Raw genomic sequence first — 22,551 nt, 5'->3', positions numbered from 1 at the left:
CCGCGAATCGAGAACCGCCCTCCGGTCAGGACTGTGCGAGGACCTCCTCGTCGGTCATCGCGGCCACCTCGAGATACATGGTCGCGACCGCCGCCAACCTACCCGGCGTACCGGACTCGTTCTCCCGCTGCGTCATTCGCTTCGCGAGACCCTCGACGCTGCGGGCGGTGAACAGGTCGGCGACCACGGTGTCGGGTGCGTCGAGCCATTCCCGGATACGGGCGACGGCGGTGGTGGCGAGCACCGAATCACCACCGAGAGCGAAGAAGTCGTCGGTGACACCGATGCGTTCGGTCGCGAGGACCTCGCCGATCACCGCCGCGAGCGCGCGTTCGAGATCGGTGCGTGGTGCGACGAATTCCTCAGCAGCCTCGCCCTTTTCGAGTACAGCGCGAATGGCCTTGCGGTCGGGTTTGGCGTTCGGGGTGAGCGGGAGTTCGGGCAGCAGTTCCAGACGGGTCGGCACCATGTAGGTGGGGACCAGTTCGGCGGCGGCGGCCAGCACGGTGTCGGCATCGAGGGCGGTGCCCGGGGTCGGCACCACCAGCGCCACCAGTTTCGGCGCGGCCTTGCCGACTACGGCGGCGACCGCGTGACGCACGCCGGGCACGGCGCGCAGGGCGCTCTCCACCTCACCGAGTTCCACCCGGTAACCACGGATCTTCACCTGATGATCCGCGCGGCCCAGGAACTCCAGACCGCCGTCGGGCAGGTAGCGGGCCAGGTCGCCGGTGCGGTACCAGCGCACACCCTCGTGGGCGACGAAGCGGTCGGCGGTGCGTTCGGGGTCCTTGCGGTACCCGGCGGCCACACCGTCCCCACCGATCCACAGTTCGCCGCTCACCCAGTCGGGGCAGTCGTTGCCCGCCGGGCCGACCACGCGGCACCGCACATTGCGCAACGGGGTGCCGTAGGGAACGGCCGTCCATTCGGCAGGCACCTCGGCGCCGACGACCTCGCAGATGGTGGAGTGGATGGCGGTTTCGGTCGCGCCACCGAGACCGGCGAAGCGACAGTCCGGCGCCACGTCCGCCAGGCGGGCGGGCAGCGCGACATCCACCCAGTCGCCGCCGAGGATCACCGTGCGCAGCGACGGCAGCGCCTGCCCGCCCGCCGCGGTGAGCAGCATGTCGAGCAGGCTGGGAACACAGTTGACCAGCGAAACCTCGTGGCGGCGAATGATTTCCACCCAGTGGGCCGGGTCGCCGCGCTGTGCGTCGTCGACGGTGACCACGGCGCCGCCCGCCGCGAGCAGGCCGAAGATGTCGTAGACCGAGAGGTCGAACTCGAGGGCCGACAGGGCGAGGGCACGGTCGTCAGCGCCGACGCCGAAGCGGTCGTTGAGATCGTCGATGGTGTTCATGGCGGCGCGGTGCGGCACCTCGACACCCTTCGGCTTGCCCGTGGAGCCGGAGGTGAACAGCACATAGGCGATGTTCTCCGGATCGCCGAAGACAGGGCGCGGCAAGGGTTCCGGGTGGTTGCGTGCCTCGGCCAGGTCGACGACCCGGGCCTCGGGGATCTGAGTGCCACCGACTGTGAGTACCGCGACAGAGTCGGCGGTGGAGAGGATTTCGGCGCGGCGGGCGGCGGGCTGGTCGAAGCCGATCGGCACGTACACCGCACCGGCGGCGAGCACGCCGAGGACGGCGACGACCTGGTCGGGCCCCTTCGGCAACTGCACGGCCACCGAATCACCCGGCGTCACACCGGCTTCGCGCAGGGCACCGGCCACAGCGAGGGCGTCGGCGGCCAGCTCACCGTAGGTCAGCTGCCCGGCGGGCTCCCAGAGCACCGCGGGCGCGGACGGGTTCGTCGCGGCATTCGCGAAGAAGCCCGTGTGCAGCAGGTTGCCGCTCAGGGGCGCGGCCGTCGCGTTCACCCGAGCGCGGGTCGCGGCCTGCTCCACGGGAATTCGCACGCCTGCCTCGGCCTGCCAGCCCGCGACGGTCGCCGAACTCTGGCCACCCAGGCGTTCGATGGCCTCGATGTAGCGGGCGAACATGTCCTCGACCATGCCGGGCGGGAAGGCGGATTCGCGGATGTCCCAGTTGAGCAGGAGGCCGCCGCGGACCTCGGTGACCTGGGCGTCGAGCAGCACCTGCGGGCCCTGGGAGATGATCCAGACCGGGTCACCGAAAGTCTCGGTGACGGTGTCGGCGAACAGTTCGCCGAGGTTGAGGGCGCTGGTGTAGACGATGGGGGCAAGCACCGGTTCGCCGCGCTGACGGCCCAGGTCGCGCAGGACCTCGAGGCCCGAGTAGGCCGAGTGGGCGCCCTCCTCGTGCAGGCGCTGCTGCAGGGTGCGCGCCCGATCGGCGACGGTGGCGGGCTCGGTGACATCGACCTCGAGCAGCACCGAGGAGGTGAAGTCGCCGACCACGCCGTCGACCTGCGGGTGCACCGGCTCCCGATGGAACAGCGGCAGATTCAGCAGGAAGCGGCGCTGCGCCGACCAGCCGCCGATGGTCTCGGCGAACACCGAGGCCAGCGCCATCGCCGGGGTGATGCCACGCGCGTGGGCGGCGTCGAACACCTGCGCCTTGGCCTCCGGGGACAGCCATCGGTGCAGGCGGACGGTGCGGTTCGGCTCCGAAACATGCTGTGCCTGCGGCAGTTCGGGTGCGCCGGGCAGTTCGGCGAGCCGGTCGCGCCACCAGTCGCGATCGCGTTCGCGCTCCTCGTCGGTGGACGGCTGTTCGGCCAGGTACTGGCGGAATGTGTAGTCCTGAGGGGCGAGCTGTTCGCCGTGGTAGAGCTTGGCCAGGTCGGTGACGAGGATGCGGTAGCTCATGGCGTCGGCGGCGAGCATGTCGACATCGAGGTGCAGGCGGGTGCGACCGTCGGCCAGCCGGGTGAGGGCGATATCGATCACCTGGCCGTCCTCCACGGCCATCCGCTGATGGGTGCGCTGATCGCGAAGTTCCGCCAGCCTGCGCTGCGCTTCGTCCTCGGGCACCGCACGCAGATCGGTGACCCCGAACACGGCCCTGCCCGGGCGGTCGAGGGTCTGCTGGGTGCCGTCCGGCAGGAACCTCGTCCGCAACATCGGGTGGCGCACGAGCAATTGCTCCACGGCCCGCTCGAGACGCTGCGGGTCCACGTCCTTGCCGTCGAACTCGACATACAGGTGCGCGGCTACCCCGCCCAACTCCTGCGCATCCGAACGTCCGATCCAGTACGCGTGCTGCATGGGCGCCAGCGGGAACGGAGTACCGTCGTCGGGGATGACATCCGCTGCGGCAGAGCCGTTTTCGTCAGGCACCTGCGCGCCGTCGGTCGGTGTGGTCGGTTGCGCACCTGCAGCCGTGCCGACACCCGCGGCCTGACTCGATCGGTGCGTGGCCGATGCGCCGGCAGTCGGGCCGGTCGGGCCGACCGCGGCCGACACGGCGGTGGTCGACACCTCGTCGGCGATTGCGGTCGGAGCGGACGCGACAGCGCCCTCGACCGGCTCCGCGGCGACCCGCCCGTGACGGGTGGCGGCGGTCAGGGATTCCGGGTCGGCGCCGTTGAGTAAGGCGTGCCAGGCATCGATGGTCGGGTGCGCGGCGAGGAGGGCGAAGTTCACCTTGATGCCGCGTTTGCGCCAGGCGCCCGCGAGCTTCATGGTGCGGATAGAGTCGAGGCCGAGCTGGATCAGGTCGTCGGCGTCGGCGACAGCGTCAGGGGTGATGTCTAGGTGACGGGCGATCGCGGCCCGGATCTCGGCACGGTCGATTCCGCCGCCGTTCGCGGGTGCTGTCTCCATCTGCCGATCACTCCTTGCTCGCCGTCCGACCACGGACGGATTCGATACTGCTCGCCGGGAGCCTACTCCACTGAGATAGGGTTGCCTAACCTATGGTCGAGTACCCCCGGTTCTCGGCCGCTTTGATCTGGATCGACCGGAGGGTTCGACTGTGACCACGTCGACAAGCCATCGCGAGGGCTACGTTCCGTTTCCCGAGGCGGCAGCGCAGGAGTACCGCACGGCGGGCTACTGGCCCGGGCGCACGCTCGGTGACCTGCTGCGCGACACCGCACGCACCCAGCCGTCGAGCCCCGCGATCCTCAGCGACGCCGCCGTGCAGTCCTACGCCGAACTCGACGCCGCCGCCGACGCCATGGCGCACGGACTGCTCGCCCTCGGCATCCGCCCCGGCGACCGGGTGATCGTGCAGCTGCCGAATATCCCCGAGTTCGCGACGGCCCTGTTCGGCCTCCTGCGGGCGGGCGTCATCCCCGTACTCACCCTGCCCGCGCACCGCCGCGCCGAGATCGAGCACCTGGCCGCGCTGTCGGAGGCCGTTGCCTACCTGATCCCGGACCGGCTCGGCGATTTCGACTACCGCGAGCTGGCCGCCACGGTGCGCGCCGCCGTGCCGAGCCTGGCGCACGTGCTGGTCGCGGGCGAGCCCGGCGAGTTCCGTGCCCTCGATACCGTTCCGGCGCAGGGTGATTCGCTGCCCGAGGTGGATCCCGCCGAGATCGCGGTGATGCTGGTTTCCGGTGGAACCACCGGTCTGCCCAAGCTCATCGCACGCACCCACGACGACTACGTCTACAACGCCACCGCGAGCGCGCAGGTGTGTGAGCTCACCGCCGATGACGTGTACCTCGCGACTTTGCCTGCCGCACACAACTTCCCGCTCGCCTGCCCTGGCATCTTCGGTACCGTCGCCACCGGCGGGGCCGTCGCCTTCACCCTCGACCCGAGCCCCGAGGCCGCGTTCGCCGCCATCGAGAAGCATCGCGTCACCGTGAGTGCCGTGGTGCCGCCGCTTGCCCAGTTGTGGAGTGCCGCGGTGGATTGGGAGGACGCCGATTTGAGCTCGCTGCGGCTGCTTCAGGTGGGTGGCGCGCGGTTGGCCGAGGTCAATGCCCGTGAAGTGGAACCGGCGTTGCAGTGCCGGTTGCAGCAGGTGTTCGGGATGGCCGAGGGGCTGTTGAACTTCACACGCCTCGATGACGCCGATGAACTGGTCTACACCACTCAGGGCAAGCCGCTTTCGCCTGGCGACGAGATCCGTGTGGTCGATGGTCAGGGCAACGATGTGCCTGCCGGTGAGGAGGGGGAGCTGCTGACCCGCGGGCCCTACACGCTGCGTGGTTACTACCGTGCCCCCGAACACAATGCTCGCGCGTTCACGCCCGACGGGTTCTACCGCAGCGGCGACCTTGTCCGTCAGCTTCCTACCGGACACCTGGTGGTCAGTGGGCGGATCAAGGATGTCATCAATCGCGGCGGTGAGAACATCTCTTGCGATGAGTTGGAGGAGCATCTGCTGGCTCATCCTGCCGTCCTCCATGCCGCGGCGGTGGGGGTGCCCGATCCGTCGCTCGGGGAGAAGGTGTGTGTGGTGCTGGTGGTGACCGGGTCGTTGCCGACGCTTCCTGAGTTGAAGACGTTTCTTACCGAGCGTGGTCTGGCTACTTACAAGCTGCCTGACTTGATTCGCCAGGCGGATTCGCTGCCGGTTACGGCTGTTGGCAAGATCGATAAGAAGGCGCTGCGGGCGAGTTTGTAGGGGGCTTACGGCACTCGAGTTCGGGTGCCTGTCGGGCTCGGGTGCCGTGCGGAAATGCCTTGGTGTTTTGTGCACCACAAAGGTATTGGGCTGTATTTCTGGAGCGCTGGCGCGCTCGAGCGCGGCCCCTGGAGGGCCGCTGCGCCGCTTCGCGGCGGACCCTCCTCGAGGTCGGGTCGTGCGGGGTTGGGACTGCGGTCATGGCGGGCTGCCTGGAATGCGGATGGGGGCGTGCGTTACTCAGGTCTGCCACCTGCCGCACTTCCGGCCCACGCGGCACGACTCCTAGATCACGCCTTCACGACGTAAGGTGCGACGCTTCCCAGCTTCTCGCAGGTTTCCTCGAACTCTCGTTCCGGGCGGGACTGGCCGACGATCCCCGCCCCGGCACGTAACCACGCCCCTTCGCCGGTTTGGTAGATCGCCCGCAGAACCAGTGTCGCCTCGAGTGCGCCGGTTGGTGAAACACACACGACCGCGCCGGAATACAGCCCGCGCTCGTCGTGGTCGTTGCGGAAGACGGAGTCGACGCCTGCCTGCTTCGGGATGCCGGAGGCGGTGACGGACGGGAACAGCACTTCCAGCGCGTCCCAGGCGGTGCGTTCGGGAGCGAGTTCGCCGCGGACGGTCGACGCGAGGTGCTGCACGCTGCCACGTTCGCGCACGGCCATGAAGTCCGAGACCGCCGTGGTACCGGGAACCGCTACCTCGGCGATCTCGGCAAAGGAAGTTTGAACCGAAATGGCGTGTTCGACGATTTCTTTCGGATCGGCCAGCAGGTCGACTCGGGCCGCGCTGTCCGCTTCGGGGCCGAGGCCGAAGGCGCGGGTGCCGGCGAGTGGTTCGGTCGTGACCACTCGGTCGTCGTCGACGGAGGCCACCAGCTCGGGGCTGAATCCGGCCGCTTCCAGACCGCCGAGGCGCAGCAGGAAGGAGCGGGCGGGGGTGTTGTTGGCTCGGCCGAGGCGGTAGGTGGCAGGGACGTCGACAGCGAAGGGCAGTGCGACCTTGCGCGAGAGGATCACCTTTTGATAGCTGCCGGAACGGATTTCCTCGACGGCGGTGGCGACCCGATCCTGGTAGCCGGTGACATCGGGCCGCACGTCGACCGGATGCGCCGACGGCAGCTCGGCGCCCTGCGAGGCCGCGATGAGGTCGTGGATATCGCACATTTCGGCGGGGGTGGCGCCGCTGATCCGCACACCGTCGGCGTCGATGCGCACTTCGATGCGGGGAATCATCAGGTTGGCCAGGGAGGTCAGCGGGTTGAGATAGCGGGTGGCGCCGAGGGAATAGGCGCAGAATTCGAACCCGATCCAGCCGTAGGCGTTGCGCCCGTCCAGGGGCAGGCTCGCCAGGGCGGCGTCGACGGCGGCGGCAGGCCTGCCGGTCCACGCGCGGGCGGTGGTCTGCTCACCCCAGGTGGTGCGCAGTTCGTTGGCGTCGAGTTCGACGCTACCGAGTGGGTCGGCGGCAAACACCCAGACACCGGGCCGTTCGTACATCACGTACTCGCCGAACCGATCGGCCGAGGCCAACCACGACATCGCTGCCGCCGGATCGGTCACATATTCCACCCGTGTGGGCTGTTCCGTCGACGACAACGATCCTCCAAGGTAAAGCTGACCTAATTTAGCTTGGTTAGGTTAGCATTACCTCTAGGTTTTGCTACCCGTGTGCGGAGTAGCCTTGCCCACTCATTGTCACCCGCGAACGCGCTGTCGGCGAAGTTCGGTGCGCTACGGCGAATCTGCGGCTTCAATGGAGAGATGATCGACAACGATGGGCGGCCCACGCGCACGACTCCGCAGGCGGACTCGGTAGTCGCCCTGGTCGACGCGGCCTCCGGCGTGGAGCGCGAGGTGATCGGCACCTGGATCGCCGAGGGCGGGCTGGCGCGCGAGATCGACTCCGACGGACCCGTCACGCAGGTGGATCTCGATGCCAAGGCGCTCATCAAACGCCTGGTGAACCGACGCGACGACCCGCTGGTCGTCCCGGTCCGGGTGCTGTGGCTGCCGCCCGAGCGCGACGGCGTGCGCCGGGTGACCTTCGCCGACCTGGCCATGCTCACCAATCCGCGCAAGCCGAACCGCCTGGTGCAGCGCCGCTTGCTGCGCACCCACCCCGACCGCCATCAGGTGCTGGTCGGCGCGCCCGCGCGGCTGAGCGAGCTGCGCACCAATTATCCGGAGGCCGCCGCGCTGCTGCGATCGGGCTCGCCCGACGCCTTCGCCCGCTCGGTGCTGCGCGCGGCGGTCGTCGCGCTCGAACGCGCGGAACGCACGGTCATCGGCGACCGCTACAAGGTGCCGCAGCTGGTGGCCGAGGAAATCCTCGACTCACCGGAATTCCAGCGCAAGCTCGATTACATCGCCGACGAGTTCGGCTCCGATCCCGCCCACGTCCACCGCAGCGCGGAGAAGGCGCTGCGCGAGCTGGTCGCCGCGCAGAGCAGGCTGGTGTCGGATCTGTTCACCCAGGCCATGCGCCCGGTGCACGCCTCGACCTGGAAGGTCGACACCGACCTCGGCGGCCTGGACGCCCTGCGTTCGCTCAACCGCAAGTACCCGCTGGTCTTCCTGCCCTCGCACCGCTCGTATGTGGACGCCTTCGTCCTCGGCGACGTGCTGGCCCGCAACGACTTCCCACCCAACCATGTGATCGGTGGGGCGAACCTGAACTTCTGGCCGATGGGTCCGATCGCCCGGCGCACCGGCACCGTTTTCATCCGGCGCAGCTTCGGCGACGACGAGGTGTACAAGGCGGTGGTCGAGGAGTACTTCGCCTACCTGCTGTCCAAGCGGTTCAATATGGAGTGGTACTTCGAGGGCGGCCGGACCAGGACCGGCAAGCTGCGCCCACCCAGGTACGGCCTGCTCAATTACCTTGCGGCGGCAGTACGATCGGGTCGCGTCGAGGACGTGATGCTGGTGCCGGTGTCGATCACCTACGAGCGGCTCAACGAGCTCGGTGCCATCGCCAGCGAGCAGGCAGGCGGCAAGAAGAAGCCGGAAGGCATCGCGTGGCTCGCCAGATATGTTCGCAGTCAGCAGCATTCGGCCGGACGCGTGTATGTTCGCTTCGGCGAGGCGATTTCGGCGCGCGAACGGCTGGAAACCCATGGCGACCCACTCGGTGAACGGCCCAAGACCATCCCGCTGCACGACACCGCGACCGGGGCCACCAAGGTGCCCGACGAATCGGAGCTGAGCGAGACCGAACGCAAAGCCGTGCAGCGCTTGGCCTTCGACGTGGCGGTGCGGATCAACGCGGTCACCCCGATCACCGTCAACGCCCTGGTCACCCTGGCATTGCTCGGCGTGCACGAACGCGCGCTGACACTGGGCCAGGTACGCACCGTGCTCGATCCGGTGCTCGGCTATATCGATCGGCGCGGCCTGCCCGCGGGTGAGTTGTCCAAGCTGCGCGACGAGCAGGGCCTGCAGGTCGTCCTCGAACAGCTGGCGCTGGCCGGGGTGGTCACCGTGTATCGCGGCGGGCTGGAACCGGTGTACTCCATCGAACCCGGCGCCCACCTCGAGGCGGCGTTCTACCGCAACAGCGCGGTGCACTGGTTCGTCAACCGGGCCATTCTCGAGCTGGCCGCGCTCACCGCCGTCGAACAACCGGGCGACGACCCGCTCCGGGCGGCATGGCGGGCCGCCTTCGCGCTGCGTGACCTGCTCAAATTCGAATTCTTCTTCCCCGAACGTGAGGAATTCGCCGACCAGATCATCGAAGAGGTGCGTGTGATCGTCCCCGAATGGGACGAGAACACCCCCGACGACCGCCTCGATCAGCAGTTCCTCAGCGCGCTCACCGAGTCGGGCTTCGTCATGGCGCACCGTGTCCTTCGCTCGTTCTTCGACGCGCAACTCGTGGTGGCCGAACGGCTCACTGCCCGCCCGGCCGACGCCGTCATCGACCGCAAGGAATTCATCGACGAATGTGTCGCCGTCGGCAAGCAGATGCTGTTGCAGCAGCGGCTACACAGCCCCGAATCGGTATCTACGGAATTGTTCACCAGCGCGTGGAAATTGGCCGACAACCACAATTTGATCGCTCCGGCGGAGCCCGGTGGCGAGGACGACCTGATCGCGCGCCGCAACGAATTCGCGCAGCAATTACGTGATCTCGGCGAACGGATCGCCCGGGCCGCCTCGCTCGACCCATCGAATCGGAACTCGCTGTGAGCGGCATCGACGACGCGGTCACCGCCATCAGAACCGGTCCACAGGGCGATCGGGTGCTCGCCGTCTTCGACACCCTGGCTGTAGTCGATGCATTGCCCCGAAAGCGATTGCCCGGCAAGCGTCGCCGGCGCGGCGACGCTCGGCGGGACGCGATGCTGACCGGCTTCCGACGGGACCATCAGCGTTTCCTCCGCGAAGCCGAACGGGCGTGGGCCGGTGTGCCGGAAGCGGAACTCGAGAAATTGGGTCGCGGCGTTTTCCGCACGGAGATGCACGGCCGGGTCTTCCCCGAAGCCTGGCAGCTGGTCCGTGAACACCGATCCGCCGGACACACAGTGCTTTTGGTCAGCGAATTGCCGGTGTACCAGGTGGGCCCCTTCGCCGAACTCCTCGGCATCGACAACGTGCTGTGCACGAAGTTCGCCACCGACAACGGTATTCTCACCGGTCAGCTCGATGGACCGCCGCTGTGGGGGACCGAGAAAGCCGAAGCGGTGGGCGAATTCGCCGCGGCGCGCGACTGCGAGATCGGCTATGTCTACGCCGACACCCCCGCGCTGCTCGAATCGGCGGGCATCCGGTCGGTCGACCCGAGCGCGTTCCAGCCCCGCACAGCGCCGAGCCCGATCGACTACGCCCGCACCGTCCTCGCTTTCATCGCCCTCGTCACCGGTGCCATGACCGGCGTGATCCGCAAGTCCTACACCCGCGATCGCCAGGCCATGGCCGACGCCCTCATGCACGACGGGACCACCGCGACCCTGCGCACCCTCGGCGTCGAGCTGCGCGTGGTCGGAGCCGAAAACGCCCGTGCCCCACGGCCCGCCGTGTTCCTGTTCAACCATCAGAGCCAGTTCGACGTCATCATCGTTCCCAAGGTGCTCGACGGTGGCGTCACCGGCATCGGCAAGAAGGAACTGCGGTCGCATCCCCTCTTCGGACCGCTCATGCGCTTCGTCGGCGTCACCTTCATCGACCGTTCCGACACCGAACGCGCGAAAGCGGCGCTGGCACCGGTCGTTTCGACGCTGCGCGAAGGTCTGTCGATCGCCGTCGCCCCGGAGGGCACGCGCTCGTACACCCGCGGGCTCGGCCCGTTCAAGAAGGGCGCCTTCCACATCGCCAAGCAGGCGGGCGTCCCGGTGATCCCGATCGTCATCCGCAATGCCGGTGACATCGCCTGGCGCGACTCACCCATCGCCCGAAGCGGTGTCGTCGACGTGGCGATTCTGCCGCCGATCGATGTGTCGACGTGGAATCCCGCCGCGATGGACGAGGAGATCGAAGAAGTCCGCAGGCTCTACGAACGCACCTTGCTGAACTGGCCGAGCGCCTGACAGCTCACCCTCCCGGAATGTGACCAGGGTCTCAGGCGGATGCCGCCGCCCGCCCTTGACCTAAACCATTCTTCAGGTTTGAAGATTGTGTCACCACCGAATGAGGGAGAACATCATGACCACCGCAGTCACCACCGCAACCACCACCCGCACCCTGCCTGCCCTGAACCGGCCCGTCGCCGTGCTCGGCGCCGTCGCCGCCGCCCTGATCGCGAATCTGATCGTCTGGGGAATCGGCGAGGCAGCGGGCGGTTCGTTCACCACGACCACCGACGGCAAGGTCGCCGACGTCGCTCCTGGCGGGGTGATCCTGATGTCGGTGGTTCCGCTGCTGATCGGACTGACCGCCGCGATGCTGGTCTCCTACAAGTGGACCGGGGTGCTGCGAGTCGCCGCGGTCGTCGGCTCGGTGCTGTCGATCGCGACCATCGGCATGACCTTGACCGCCGGCTTCGACACCGCCTCCACCATCGCCCTGTCGCTGATGCACGTGGTGCTGGTGCCGGTCATGGTGATCGCACTGGAAGGCGTGCGCCGCCACATCGCCGAGCAGTGACACACAGCGAAGGGCCCGGCCGGGAACGTTCCCGGCCGGGCCTTTTCGCGGGTGGTCTAGACAGAACGGCCGAACAGCAGCTTCCACGGCATGAGCGCCGATTCCAGCTGCACCTTCAGGCTCATCTTCGACGCGCCGACCGTGCGCTCCTCGAAACGGATCGGCACCTCGGCGATGGTGTAGCCACGCTTGATCGCGCGGTAGTTCATCTCCACCTGGAACGAGTAACCGTTGCTGCGGATGGAGGCCACGTCGATGGCACGCAGGGTGTCGGCCTTCCACGCCTTGAAACCGGCGGTCGCGTCCTTGACGCCGAGGCGCAGAATCAGGTTCACGTAGAAGTTGGCCCAGGCCGAGAGGGCCTTGCGGTACCACTTCCACTCCTCGGCGGTGGAGCCGCCGGGGACGTAGCGGGAGCCGAGCGCCACGCCGACGTCCTCGGAGGTCAGCTTCTCGAGCATGGCCGGGATCACCTCGGCCGGATGTGAGAGGTCGGCGTCCATCTGGATCACCACGTCGGCGCCGTCGGCCAGGGCCTGGGTGATGCCCGCGATGTAGGCGCGGCCGAGGCCGTCCTTCTCGGTGCGGTGCAGCACGCTCACCACGTTCGGCAGCTCGGCGGCCAGTTTGTCGGCCACCTCGCCCGTGCCGTCGGGTGAGTTGTCGTCCACCACCAGCACATGCAGATCGGGCACCGGCAGCGCCGTCAGCCGCTCCACCGCCACCGGCAGATTTTCCCGCTCGTTGTAGGTCGGCACAACAACGGTAACCCTCAAGGGTCGCCCTCCCTGCTCACCTGGTAACGCCCGGCGGCCCAGGGTGCGGGCGCCGCGGCACGTCATCGATTCGTTATGACCGTACTCGATAGACCTGACGTGTTCCTGAGCGGCCGCCCGGGGCCCTCACCACAGCTGCCCGGCGTGGACCAGCGCGTCGACGACGAGCACGACACCGAACACGACGAAAAGGACACGAACCACCGGCGGACCGTACCGGGTCACGCCACGGACGAGCATCCGGTACATCCGCCGTGCCCCAGGGGTTCTGCGCAACGCCAGCGCGAGCACGGCCAGCGGCAGCACCAGCGCCACGAGGCAGTAGCCCGCCACCAGCACCGGCCAGCTCGCGGGCAGCGGACGCTGCGCGGAAATCAGGGCGAGCGCCGCCAGGTACGGCACCGAGGTCGGCACCTTCGCCAGACCGAGGGTGAAACCGATCACCCCCATCAGCCACGGGTACTTGCGCACCGGCTGGACCCACCGGCCGCCCGGCGCCGCGCCCGCGTCGACCGGAATCGCCGCCACCGCGATCAGGACTAGCCCGATCACCAGCTCACCCCAGTAGCGCAGGGTGGGGGTGAGGTCGAAGTCGAGCAGGCGGACGAGGAAGTCGATGCCGAGCACCGTCGCGACGCCGAACAGCACCGATACCGCGAAGACACCGCCGAGGAAGCTCAGCACACCGACCAGCGGCGAACGTCTGGCCAGCCTGCTGTCGGCGACCACGGCGGTGGTGATCGCCACCAGCAACACGTCGAGCGCGTCCAGCAGGGCGAACCCGAGCAGCGTGAGCAGGAGGACAGCCATCGCGGCCGACCCTACCGGTCGGTCAGCTCGGCGCCGACCAGGGGTTTCTCGAGAACCGGCCGTCCAAGAGTGCTGGACGCCCCCACGAACGGCCCCAGGTGGTTACGCTTTTCAGTGCCGGCAGCGCCGGGATCCGCGATCGTGAAGGGGCAGACATCGTGGCAGAAATGTCATTCGACCCGTCAGCGCTCGACGCTTATCAGCGTGCGGCAGCTCGGGTTTCCGAACTACTTGGCACCGCGGCCACCCAGACGACCACCGCGGCGGGCGTCGACCTTTCCGGATTGGGCGTGCTCGGCCGCGAATTCGCCGCCGTGTGGACCCAGGCGGCGGGCGCGCACGCCTCAACCCTCAGCACGGCCGGGAATCTCGTCAGCGCCTACCAGGACATCCTGACCCGGTTCGGCGACGACGTCACCGGCGTCGACACGGATGTGGCCGCAGGCCTGCGCGCGGTCGAGAACGAGGTGGCCTGATGCGCACGAAATCGCTCGTCACCGAGAACACCCTGAGCACCATCACCCCCGAAGAGGCCGAGGCCAAGATCGAACCGGTGATCGCGCTGCTCGAGGTGCCGCTGCTGGAATTGCGGAAGGCGCTGGGCACCAACACCTCCGCCGACCCCGATCCCGCCGTCGTCTCCGCCCTCACCTCCGCCTCGGCCGCGACCACGGCCACCGAGGACCCCCACCGGCTCGGCCTCTACGCGCTCGAGTCCACCGACACCGCCGCACCGGCGACTCCGGCGCTGCGCCGGACCGCCACCGAGGTGTCGGCCGCAGCCGATCGGGGTGAGCGCCTGAGTACTCTGCTCGGCCAGGCGCATACGACGCAGGCGAACGCGGCCGCCAAGGTGGACGCGATCATCGCGGAGTTCCGGCGCAAGGCCAAATCCGCCGCACCCGCCGTGAACAGCAACAATCTCGACGCCATCGTGGAGCTCGCCGAGGAGGCGATCCAGGAGGCCGTCGGGGTGGTCGGTGCGGCCAGCACCGAGATGGACCAGCACACCCGCGACACCCAGGGCCTCACCAGCGATCTCGGCGGGACCAACGGGGTGACGGTTCCTCCGGGAGCGACCGAGGTCGCGCCGGGCGTGTACGTGCTCGGCACCGGCGGCACCGACACCTCCACCTGGAACGACGAGAAGACGACCGACCCGGCGGTCGCGGCGCAGATCGCGTTGCAGGAGGCACTGATCGACGGCGGTGTGAGCCTCGGTACGGCGGCCATCGATGCCGGTGTCAGCTTCGGCACGCACCTCATCGACAAGATCGCCGAAGTCGCCATGCACGGCATCGACAAGGGCGCCGAGCTGGCGACGACGGGCATCGACACCCTGGCGGCCGGGGTGGACGGTACGGCCGACACACCGGCCAACACCGCGCCCGCGACGACCGCGCCCGGCACCAATGGCGCTGGTAACAACGGCAATTCGAACACATTGTTCGGCGGTCTCGGCGGCAACTCCGGCGGTTCCGGAGGTGCGAACCCGGGTGGTTCGGGCGGCGCGAACTCCGGTGGCGCGAACTCCGGTGGTGCCACACCGAAACCGGAGGCCCCCACACCCGCGCCGACCAATCCGACGCCCAAACCCGAAGCGCCACAGCAGGCCCCGTTCCAGCAGGCACCCGCGCAGCAGCAGCCGATGCAGGGCGGAGTGATTCCACCCGCCGCGCGCCCGCAACAGGATCAGGAGAGCGAACGACCGTCGAACGCCCCCAAACACGGGCAACCCGGAGTTGTCCCGGCGAACGCCTAGGCCGCGCGCATGGACAACCCGTTCGGTGCCTATTTCTCGTCGCCGGACGCCACCGGGCGCCGTCGTCCGCAGGGTAAACGACGGCGCAGGCGGCGGCGCGAGGCCGAGCCGCAGACCATCGGGACCAACCCGGAGATGTGGCCGCCGCCGGAACCGGAACCGTTCACCGACGCCCCGGCGCCGCCGCTGCTGCCGGAACCCGTCTACCGCCACCCCGACGAGGACGACGACGGGTTCACCGGCGACTGGAACGACTGGACCGACGCCGACATCCCCGTCGAACCGGCACGCCACGACGATGTGGATTGGAACGACTGGGCGACGACGACCGCCACCGAGCAGAGCGGTGACCACGTGGAGATGCCGGTGTTGCCCAAGCTCAAGGATTTCGGCGGCGGCGGCCCCATCGCACGCAGGCCACGCAAGAACTACAACGACGAACGCTACGACGACGGCCACGGCCGCACGAAGGCCGCCGCCGCGATCAAGGGCGTGGTCGGCGCACTGCTGTTCGTCGTGCTGCTCGGCGTGGCCGCCACCATCTTCCTCGGCCCGGGCGACCGATCCGCCTCGGACACAAGGCAAGCCGGCCTGTCGAACATCACAGCTCCCACCTCGAGCACCACACCACCGTTGCCCGCGCACGCGCTCCCCGGCTGCGAGGAGTTCCGCACCACCTCCATCACCGTGAGCGCCGAACGCGGCGACGCGAGCTCACCCCAGGGCGCCATCCTCGGTTTCGAGTACAGCTATTACGTCGACCGCGACGCCACCAAGGCCAGGTCCTTCGTCACCGACAACGCCCACGTCGGCGACGAGGCCGCCCTCGCCGCGGGCATCGCCACCCTGCCGCCGGACATCAAGTACTGCACCCACATCACCCGTGGCGATTCCACCGATACATCCATCTGGCACGTCACGATCCATCAGCAGTGGCCCGGCGACACCGCCATCGAGAAGGTGCACCAGACCATCAAGACCACCGAGATCTCGACCGGCCGCTACCGCATCACCAGCATCGACCACCGCCGCTGACGCGAAAATCCCCCGCACCGACCGGTACGGGGGATTTCTCGTGCGACCCTGACGGGACTCGAACCCGCGACCTCCGCCGTGACAGGGCGGCGCGCTAACCAACTGCGCCACAGGGCCTTGCTGCTTTCTCGCGGGGCGACTGTACCCCGGTCGCTGCCGTTTCGGGAAACGCGCAGGTGGTGGTGGCTCTCTCGATCGTCACCGCTCGGCACGCACCGACAGACTTCGGTCACCGGAGGCGATCTGTGATTGACACGACAACGTCGGCACGCCAAGCTAAGCAAGCGCTCATTTACTGTAAGGAGACAGCTCATGAAGGCTTGGCAGGTAGGCCAGCTCGGTGAACCACGAGAGGTGCTGCGGTTCAACGAGATCGACGACCCCGTCGCCGGTCCGGGACAACTGCTGGTGCGGGTGCTCGCCGCACCGGCCAACTTCCCCGACGTGCTGCTGTGCCGTGGGCAGTACCAGGTGAAGCCGCCGCTGCCGTTCACCCCCGGTGTGGAACTGTGCGGTTCGGTGGTCGCGGTCGGTGACGGCGTCACCGGGTTCGCGGTCGGTGACCGGATCGTCGGCACCACCGACCTGCCCGGCGGCGCCTTCGCCGAGATGGCGATACTCGACGCGGCCAACGCCTTCCCCGCCCCCGAAGCACTCGACGACGCCGAAGCGTCCGCCCTGTGCATCGGCTACCAGACGAGCTGGTTCGCCCTGCATCGGCGCACCCGATTGCGAGCCGGGGAAACCCTGCTCGTACACGCCGCGGCCGGTGGCGTCGGCAGCACCGCCGTGCAGCTCGGAAAGGCCGCCGGCGCCACCGTGATCGGTGTGGTCGGCGGGCCGGACAAGGCCGAGTACTGCCGCGAGCTGGGCGCCGATCTCGTCATCGACCGGCACATTTCGGACTTCGTGCCGATCGTCAAGGAGTTCACCGGCGGGCGCGGCGCCGACGTCGTCTACGACCCGGTCGGCGGCGACGCCTACGCCAAGTCGACCAAATGCATCGCCTTCGAGGGCCGCATCCTGGTGATCGGCTTCGCCGGCGGCACCATCCCCCAACCAGCCCTCAACCACGCCCTGATCAAGAATTACTCGATCATCGGCCTGCACTGGGGCCTCTACAAGCAATACGACCCGCAGGCGATCCGCGACTGCCACGAGGAACTGACCCGGCTCGCCGCCGCGGACCAGCTGAAGCCGCTGATCAGTGAACGCCTGTCGCTGAGCGACGTGCCCGAGGGGCTCGGCCGGCTCGGCGACGGCACGACGGTGGGCCGCCTCGTCTTCCACCCTTGAACGCGAAAATCCCCTCGACCAGATGCTCTGGTGAGGGGATCTTTTGTGGCCAGGGCCGGGATCGAACCGGCGACCTTCCGCTTTTCAGGCGGACGCTCGTACCAACTGAGCTACCTGGCCGCAGGCACCCGTACGGAATGCCATACGCGAAGCGCCGGATTGCTCCGGCGCTTACTTGCGACCCTGACGGGACTCGAACCCGCGACCTCCGCCGTGACAGGGCGGCGCGCTAACCAACTGCGCCACAGGGCCTTGCTTTCCTACACTACAGTCCGAAGACTGTACCCCCTACGGGATTCGAACCCGCGCTACCGCCTTGAAAGGGCGGCGTCCTAGGCCGCTAGACGAAGGGGGCTCGTTCCGAATCTCTCCGGGGCGGCTTCAACGTTTCCGTTGGGAGCTCGCATAGCTTATGACACCTCGGTGCGCTCTTCCAAATCGCCTGGTCAGGCGCCCAAACCGAGGTCGTCGAGGCGGGCTTGGGCACGCCAGCCGTCGGTACGGAAGTGCTGTATCCACACCGGCGTCGCCATGGCCTCGACGATCACCTCGAGCACCTCGGCGAAGCGGGCACGCAGATCGGCGGCCGAACCGGTGCCGATCGGGTCGACGAGATACCGCTGGCCCGCGAGCGCCGCGGCAAGGGTTCTGGTGAACCGGTCGGGGTCGGCATCGGCGCGCAGCTGACCGTCGTCGATCGCGCGCACCGCGAGCACCCGGGTGGCCCGGCCGAGGATGCGGCCACCGCCGTTGCCCGCGTCGCGATGGAAGTCGGGTTCGATCACCAGGCGATACTCGGCCTGCACGATGGTGTCGTGCTCGAGCCGCAACGCGACCTCGTCGACCATGCCGTGCAGCACGTCGAGCGGACCGAGGTCGGTGCGGGCCAGCCAGCGCTCCGCGCACAGCCGGTACCGCTCGACCGCGGTGTCGAGCACCGCGCGTGCGAGGTCTTCCTTGGAGTCGAAGTGGAAGTACATCGCGCCCTTTGTCGCGCGCGAACCTTCCAGAATGCGGTTGAGCGATGCCGCGGCATACCCGCTCTTCCCGAACTCGACGGCCGCGGACTTGATTATCGCGGCGCGTGTGCGGCGCGCCCGCTCTTGCTGCCGTGCCATGCTCGAAACGCCTCCGAACCTTCTCGTCGCCGCCGATCAATGACAGACCTGCGACGCGAATTGTGGTTATTTTTCAAACTTTTGGTATGTAAACTCGCCGAATGCCGGTACCCCTCCGGCTGGTATAGTTCGCCGGCCCGGGTGCGCCACAGGGGGTGCACACTCGGGCTCAATACCTGTGAGAACCGCCTCCTCCTGCGGTAGCGACTGCCCCTTTGCGGGGAGTTCGCGCGCCTTCGCGTTCACCCCGGCACATCGAACTCCCGATGAATTCCGCGACACCGCACCCACCACCGAGCGCCGGAAAGTGCGGCCCCGGTGATTGTTTCGAAATTCACCAGGTAATCACCGTACCCGCATTCCCCGAACGGCAACATGCGAATGGGACACCCGGTCCGTTTTTCCGGACAGGCAAACCGGGCGCAACCGTGAGCCGTGGCGCCGAGTGTGAAAATCGCACTCGCACAGCATTGTTGGCCTGTCCAGCGCCCCCCTGCGGCGCACTCGCGGACACCGGTACCACCCCTTACTTTCCTGATGCTCGAAACCTGTTGACCCACAACACTATTCGATGACACGTCGCGACGGGAAGTGGGAACGGCCATGTGCTCGAGCCCGTCAGCCGGGCATCGCGCCGGGGCGCGCCGCCGTTACCGGTGCCGACCGGTCCCGATGCACCGGGAGCCGGGCTGATCGGGGACACTATTCGGCGTCGGGGCGCGGTGTCGGTTAGACTCCGCTGCGCGCCCCTTTAGCTCAGTTGGTAGAGCTGGTGACTTTTAATCACTAGGTCGTAGGTTCGAGTCCTACAGGGGGCACCATCACTTCACCGTGACCACTGTCACGTGGCACTTCAAGGCCGCGCCGGAAGAGCCGGCGTCATGGCCCCTGAACAGGCTAACGACCTCGCCGACAGCGCTTCCCGCCGCCGCTACACCAAGAGTTCACCCGGTAGGCGCTAACGTCCCCGCCACTACAGCGATAGTCCCTACGCTGCGGACCGAAGACCTAGACTCGTCAGTACGTCCTACCGGCAACTGCCGATGTTGTGGCGTTGTTCAACTTCATCGGCTTTACGCTCAGTTGCGTTTCGCATCACACCTACGGTGCCGTAAGGTATGGCCGCATCGCGACGTTCGACCGCAAGCACGACAGCGAAGGGTTTTTACATGGCAAGGGATCTGACTCAACTCGAACTGCTCACGGAGTTGGAGCCGGTTGCCGAGGAAAACGTCAACCGGCACCTGTCGCTGGCCAAGGAATGGCATCCGCACGACTACGTCCCGTGGGACGAGGGCCGCAACTTCGCCGCCATGGGCGGCATCGACTGGGATCCTGAGCAGTCCAAGCTCAGCGAGGTGGCCAAGGCCGCCATGATCACCAACCTGCTCACCGAGGACAACCTGCCGTCCTACCACCGTGAGATCGCCGAGAACTTCTCCCAGGACGGCGCCTGGGGCACCTGGGTCGGTCGCTGGACCGCCGAGGAGAACCGCCACGGCATCGTGATGCGTGACTACCTGGTGGTCACCCGTGGCGTGGATCCGGTGGCCCTCGAGAACGCCCGCATGATCCACATGACCAACGGGTTCGCCTCCCCCACCGAGGTGGACGCCGGCTTCCTGCACTCGGTCGCCTATGTGACCTTCCAGGAACTGGCCACCCGCGTGAGTCACCGCAACACCGGCAAGGTGTGCGACGACCCGATCGCGGACCGCATGCTGCAGCGCGTCGCCGCCGACGAGAACCTGCACATGATCTTCTACCGCAACCTCTGCGGCGCGGCGCTCGACCTGTCGCCCGACCAGGCGATCGAGGCGATCTCGCTGATCGTCGAGAACTTCCAGATGCCCGGCGCCGGGATGCCCAACTTCCGGCGCAACGGCGTGCTGATGGCCAAGCACGGCATCTACGACCTGCGTCAGCACCTCGAAGAGGTCGTACAGCCGGTGCTCAAGAAGTGGAACATCTTCGAGCGCACCGACTTCACCGCCCGTGGCGAGGCCACCCGCGAGCGCCTCGGCGACTTCCTGGAGAAGCTGAGCCAGGACGTCGTCAAGTTCGAGGAGCAGCGCGACCGCATGCTCGCTCGCGAAGCCAAGAAGCGCGAGATGGCCAGCGTCTAGAGCTCACGAAAGCGCCGCCGACCGGAATTCCGGTCGGCGGCGCTTTTTCGTACAGCCGGTTACTTCATCGGCAGGGCACCGTCGGCGCTGCCGACATCGGTGATCTTCCAGTCCTGCCCGGCATCGACGGTGATGTTGTAGGTGACGGTGTTGCGCAGGCCGTCGGGGTTCTGCGCGTTGGTGGTGCTCACGTCGACGAACGCGGCGACCTTGTACACCTGGCCCTCGCGCTCGAGCACCTTCGCGGTGATCGGGGTGGCGGTGGAGGCCCAGCGCAGCGGGACGACGATGTCCTCGAGCTTGTCGCCGGTGACGTCGAACTTGCCCGCGAGCTCGGTGGACGTGCCCGCCTTGAGCTTGGCCACCCAGGCATCGACGTCCTGGTAGTTCAGCGTTGCCGAGCCGACGGAGTAGTCGAGGGCGATCTGTTCGGCCTTCGCGTCGTCGGCGGCCTCGGCACGCAGGTCCGAGACATCCGAGCGCGCCGAGCCGTACAGCATGCCGAGCACGACAGCGGCGACGGCGAGCACGGCGATGGCGGCACCGCCGACCAGCGACGAGACACTGATCGCCACGGTCGCCTTACCGGGCGCGGCGGGGGTGGTGGTCGTGGCGTCTTCGGCCATGGGGGTCTTCTCCGATGATGTGGGGACAGCGCGCCGCCTGCTGCGGCAAAGCACAGGCTACTGAGCCGAGAGACATATCCCGAACGTTGAGTACCACATACATGCCGCCGAGCCTTTGTGGAGTGCCCCGTGACCCGGCCGAAGTCGCCGGTACGCGAGATCGATCACATCCGGGTGGATGCGAGAATGGCAGACGTGACTATCACGATGCCCCAGGCACCGACCACGCTGCGGATCGGGCCCTACCCGGTCGATCCGCCCGTCGTGCTCGCACCCATGGCGGGCATCACCAACCTGGCCTTCCGCAAGCTGTGCCGCGAATTCGGCAGCAAGACCGCCATCTACGTGTGCGAGATGATCACCGCCCGCGCGGTGGTCGAGCGCAACGAGAAGACGCTGCACATGATGTCGTTCGACGCCGACGAGCATCCGCGCTCGATGCAGCTCTACGGTGTCGACCCGAAGACGCTCGGCGAGGCCGTTCGCATCGTCGTCGGTGAGGGCTGGGCCGACCACATCGACCTGAATCTCGGCTGCCCGGTACGCAAGGTCACCCGGCTCGGCGGCGGTTCCGCGCTGCCCTACAAGCGCAGGCTGTTCGCCAATATCGTCAAGGAGATGGTCAGGGCCGCCGAACCGGCAGGCGTGCCGGTGACGTTCAAGTTCCGCATCGGCATCGACGACGAGCACCACACCTACCTCGACACCGGCCGCATCGCCGAGGCCGAGGGTGCCGCCGCCGTCGCCCTGCACGCGCGCACCGCATCGCAGCTGTACTCCGGCACGGCCGACTGGTCGGCCATCGCCCGGCTCAAGGAAGCCGTCACCACCATCCCCGTGCTCGGCAACGGCGACATCTTCACCGCCGACGACGCGCTGCGCATGATGAACGAGACCGGGTGCGACGGTGTGGTCGTCGGGCGTGGTTGCCTCGGCAGGCCGTGGCTGTTCGCCGAGCTCAGTGCCGCCCTGCGCGGCGAACCGGTCCCCGATGGCCCGACGCTGGGCCGCGTCGGCGAGATCCTGATCCGCCACGCCACCCTGCTCGCCGAACACGACGGCGAGGACAAGGCGATGCGCGATATCCGCAAGCACATGGCCTGGTACCTGATGGGCTTCCCGGTCGGCTCGCAGCTGCGCCGCAGCTTCGCCACCGTGTCGGCGCTGAGCCAGATCGAGGACCTCGTCGCACAGCTCGATCCGGACCTGCCCTTCCCCACCGACGCCCTCGGCCCCCGCGGTCGCCAGGGCTCGCCGCAGACCAAGGTCGTGCTGCCCGACGGGTGGCTCGACGACCCCGAGGACGACACCGTGCCCACCGCCGCCGATGTGATGCACAGCGGGGGGTAAAGCTTCGGCCCTGGTCAGCGCGTCGCAACCGGATTCCGTGCGAATCTGTTGTG

Annotated in this window: 16 protein-coding genes and 5 tRNA genes; 11 read left to right on the top strand and 10 right to left on the bottom strand. The window is 67.9% G+C overall.

Annotated elements, in window-relative coordinates:
• Positions 1–25: 25 nt before the first annotated feature.
• Positions 26–3,751, bottom strand: a complete 3,726-nt coding sequence (locus NI2_RS18795) for a non-ribosomal peptide synthetase (RefSeq protein ID WP_067492367.1) — start codon at positions 3,749–3,751, stop codon at positions 26–28.
• A gap of 151 nt (positions 3,752–3,902) precedes the next feature.
• Between NI2_RS18795 and NI2_RS18790 the strand changes: the two genes are divergently transcribed.
• A complete protein-coding gene (locus tag NI2_RS18790; RefSeq protein ID WP_067492366.1) occupies positions 3,903–5,510 on the top strand; it encodes a (2,3-dihydroxybenzoyl)adenylate synthase in 1,608 nt (535 codons plus the stop codon).
• Between the two features lie 290 nt (positions 5,511–5,800).
• Here NI2_RS18790 and NI2_RS18785 read toward each other — a convergent pair whose 3' ends face one another.
• Positions 5,801–7,087: a salicylate synthase gene (locus NI2_RS18785; protein ID WP_371851990.1), complete on the bottom strand. Its 1,287-nt coding sequence runs from the start codon at positions 7,085–7,087 to the stop codon at positions 5,801–5,803.
• Between the two features lie 192 nt (positions 7,088–7,279).
• Between NI2_RS18785 and NI2_RS18780 the strand changes: the two genes are divergently transcribed.
• From NI2_RS18780 to NI2_RS18770, 3 genes are all read left to right on the top strand, one after another.
• Positions 7,280–9,706, top strand: coding sequence for a glycerol-3-phosphate 1-O-acyltransferase (locus NI2_RS18780; RefSeq protein ID WP_067492363.1), 2,427 nt, complete (start codon positions 7,280–7,282; stop codon positions 9,704–9,706).
• Positions 9,703–11,043, top strand: coding sequence for a 1-acylglycerol-3-phosphate O-acyltransferase (locus NI2_RS18775; RefSeq protein ID WP_067492362.1), 1,341 nt, complete (start codon positions 9,703–9,705; stop codon positions 11,041–11,043). Before NI2_RS18780 ends, NI2_RS18775 begins: the two co-directional genes overlap by 4 nt.
• 115 nt (positions 11,044–11,158) lie before the next feature.
• On the top strand, positions 11,159–11,599 hold the full coding sequence (locus tag NI2_RS18770) for a DUF6069 family protein (protein ID WP_067492361.1): 441 nt from the start codon (positions 11,159–11,161) through the stop codon (positions 11,597–11,599).
• 56 nt (positions 11,600–11,655) lie between these two features.
• Here the strand turns inward: NI2_RS18770 and NI2_RS18765 are convergent, their stop codons facing one another.
• Positions 11,656–12,417, bottom strand: a complete 762-nt coding sequence (locus NI2_RS18765; protein ID WP_255284029.1) for a polyprenol monophosphomannose synthase — start codon at positions 12,415–12,417, stop codon at positions 11,656–11,658.
• Positions 12,418–12,501: 84 nt separating this feature from the next.
• On the bottom strand, positions 12,502–13,185 hold the full coding sequence (locus NI2_RS18760; protein WP_067492359.1) for a GAP family protein: 684 nt from the start codon (positions 13,183–13,185) through the stop codon (positions 12,502–12,504).
• A 158-nt stretch (positions 13,186–13,343) separates the two neighbouring features.
• Between NI2_RS18760 and NI2_RS18755 the strand changes: the two genes are divergently transcribed.
• Genes NI2_RS18755 through NI2_RS18745 form a run of 3 tightly spaced genes read left to right on the top strand, consistent with a single transcriptional unit; the run spans position 13,344 to position 15,982 of the window.
• A complete protein-coding gene (locus tag NI2_RS18755) occupies positions 13,344–13,661 on the top strand; it encodes a hypothetical protein (RefSeq protein WP_133733951.1) in 318 nt (105 codons plus the stop codon).
• Entirely contained in the window at positions 13,661–14,947 is a 1,287-nt protein-coding gene (locus tag NI2_RS18750; RefSeq protein ID WP_067492357.1) for a hypothetical protein, read from the top strand. Before NI2_RS18755 ends, NI2_RS18750 begins: the two co-directional genes overlap by 1 nt.
• A gap of 9 nt (positions 14,948–14,956) precedes the next feature.
• The gene (locus NI2_RS18745; protein WP_067492356.1) at positions 14,957–15,982 is read left to right on the top strand and encodes a DUF8176 domain-containing protein; all 1,026 of its coding nucleotides are present in this window, start codon (positions 14,957–14,959) and stop codon (positions 15,980–15,982) included.
• A gap of 43 nt (positions 15,983–16,025) precedes the next feature.
• Here NI2_RS18745 and NI2_RS18740 read toward each other — a convergent pair.
• Positions 16,026–16,099 (bottom strand) — tRNA-Asp (locus NI2_RS18740).
• Between the two features lie 195 nt (positions 16,100–16,294).
• Here NI2_RS18740 and NI2_RS18735 point away from each other — a divergent pair.
• Positions 16,295–17,278, top strand: coding sequence for an NADPH:quinone oxidoreductase family protein (locus NI2_RS18735; RefSeq protein WP_067492355.1), 984 nt, complete (start codon positions 16,295–16,297; stop codon positions 17,276–17,278).
• 46 nt (positions 17,279–17,324) lie between these two features.
• Here NI2_RS18735 and NI2_RS18730 read toward each other — a convergent pair.
• From NI2_RS18730 to NI2_RS18715, 4 genes are all read right to left on the bottom strand, one after another.
• Positions 17,325–17,398, bottom strand: a tRNA-Phe gene (locus tag NI2_RS18730).
• Between the two features lie 58 nt (positions 17,399–17,456).
• Positions 17,457–17,530: transfer RNA gene (locus NI2_RS18725), tRNA-Asp, on the bottom strand.
• 30 nt (positions 17,531–17,560) lie between these two features.
• Positions 17,561–17,633 (bottom strand) — tRNA-Glu (locus NI2_RS18720).
• A gap of 91 nt (positions 17,634–17,724) precedes the next feature.
• Positions 17,725–18,396, bottom strand: coding sequence for a TetR family transcriptional regulator (locus tag NI2_RS18715; protein ID WP_067492354.1), 672 nt, complete (start codon positions 18,394–18,396; stop codon positions 17,725–17,727).
• Between the two features lie 745 nt (positions 18,397–19,141).
• Here NI2_RS18715 and NI2_RS18710 point away from each other — a divergent pair.
• Together NI2_RS18710 and NI2_RS18705 are read left to right on the top strand one after the other, a co-directional pair.
• Positions 19,142–19,217, top strand: a tRNA-Lys gene (locus NI2_RS18710).
• A 348-nt stretch (positions 19,218–19,565) separates the two neighbouring features.
• Positions 19,566–20,522 (top strand): acyl-ACP desaturase, encoded by a 957-nt coding sequence (locus tag NI2_RS18705; protein WP_067492353.1) that lies wholly within the window; start codon positions 19,566–19,568, stop codon positions 20,520–20,522.
• Positions 20,523–20,581: 59 nt separating this feature from the next.
• Here the strand turns inward: NI2_RS18705 and NI2_RS18700 are convergent, their stop codons facing one another.
• A complete protein-coding gene (locus tag NI2_RS18700) occupies positions 20,582–21,148 on the bottom strand; it encodes a hypothetical protein (RefSeq protein ID WP_067492352.1) in 567 nt (188 codons plus the stop codon).
• Positions 21,149–21,334: 186 nt separating this feature from the next.
• On the opposite strand from NI2_RS18700, the gene dusB reads away from it, so the two are divergent.
• Positions 21,335–22,498: a tRNA dihydrouridine synthase DusB gene (gene dusB / locus NI2_RS18695; protein ID WP_067492351.1), complete on the top strand. Its 1,164-nt coding sequence runs from the start codon at positions 21,335–21,337 to the stop codon at positions 22,496–22,498.
• Positions 22,499–22,551: the final 53 nt, after the last annotated feature.

Source organism: Nocardia ignorata NBRC 108230 (assembly GCF_001612905.1).
GTDB lineage: Bacteria > Actinomycetota > Actinomycetes > Mycobacteriales > Mycobacteriaceae > Nocardia > Nocardia ignorata.
This window is presented reverse-complemented; position numbering and strand designations above follow the sequence as displayed.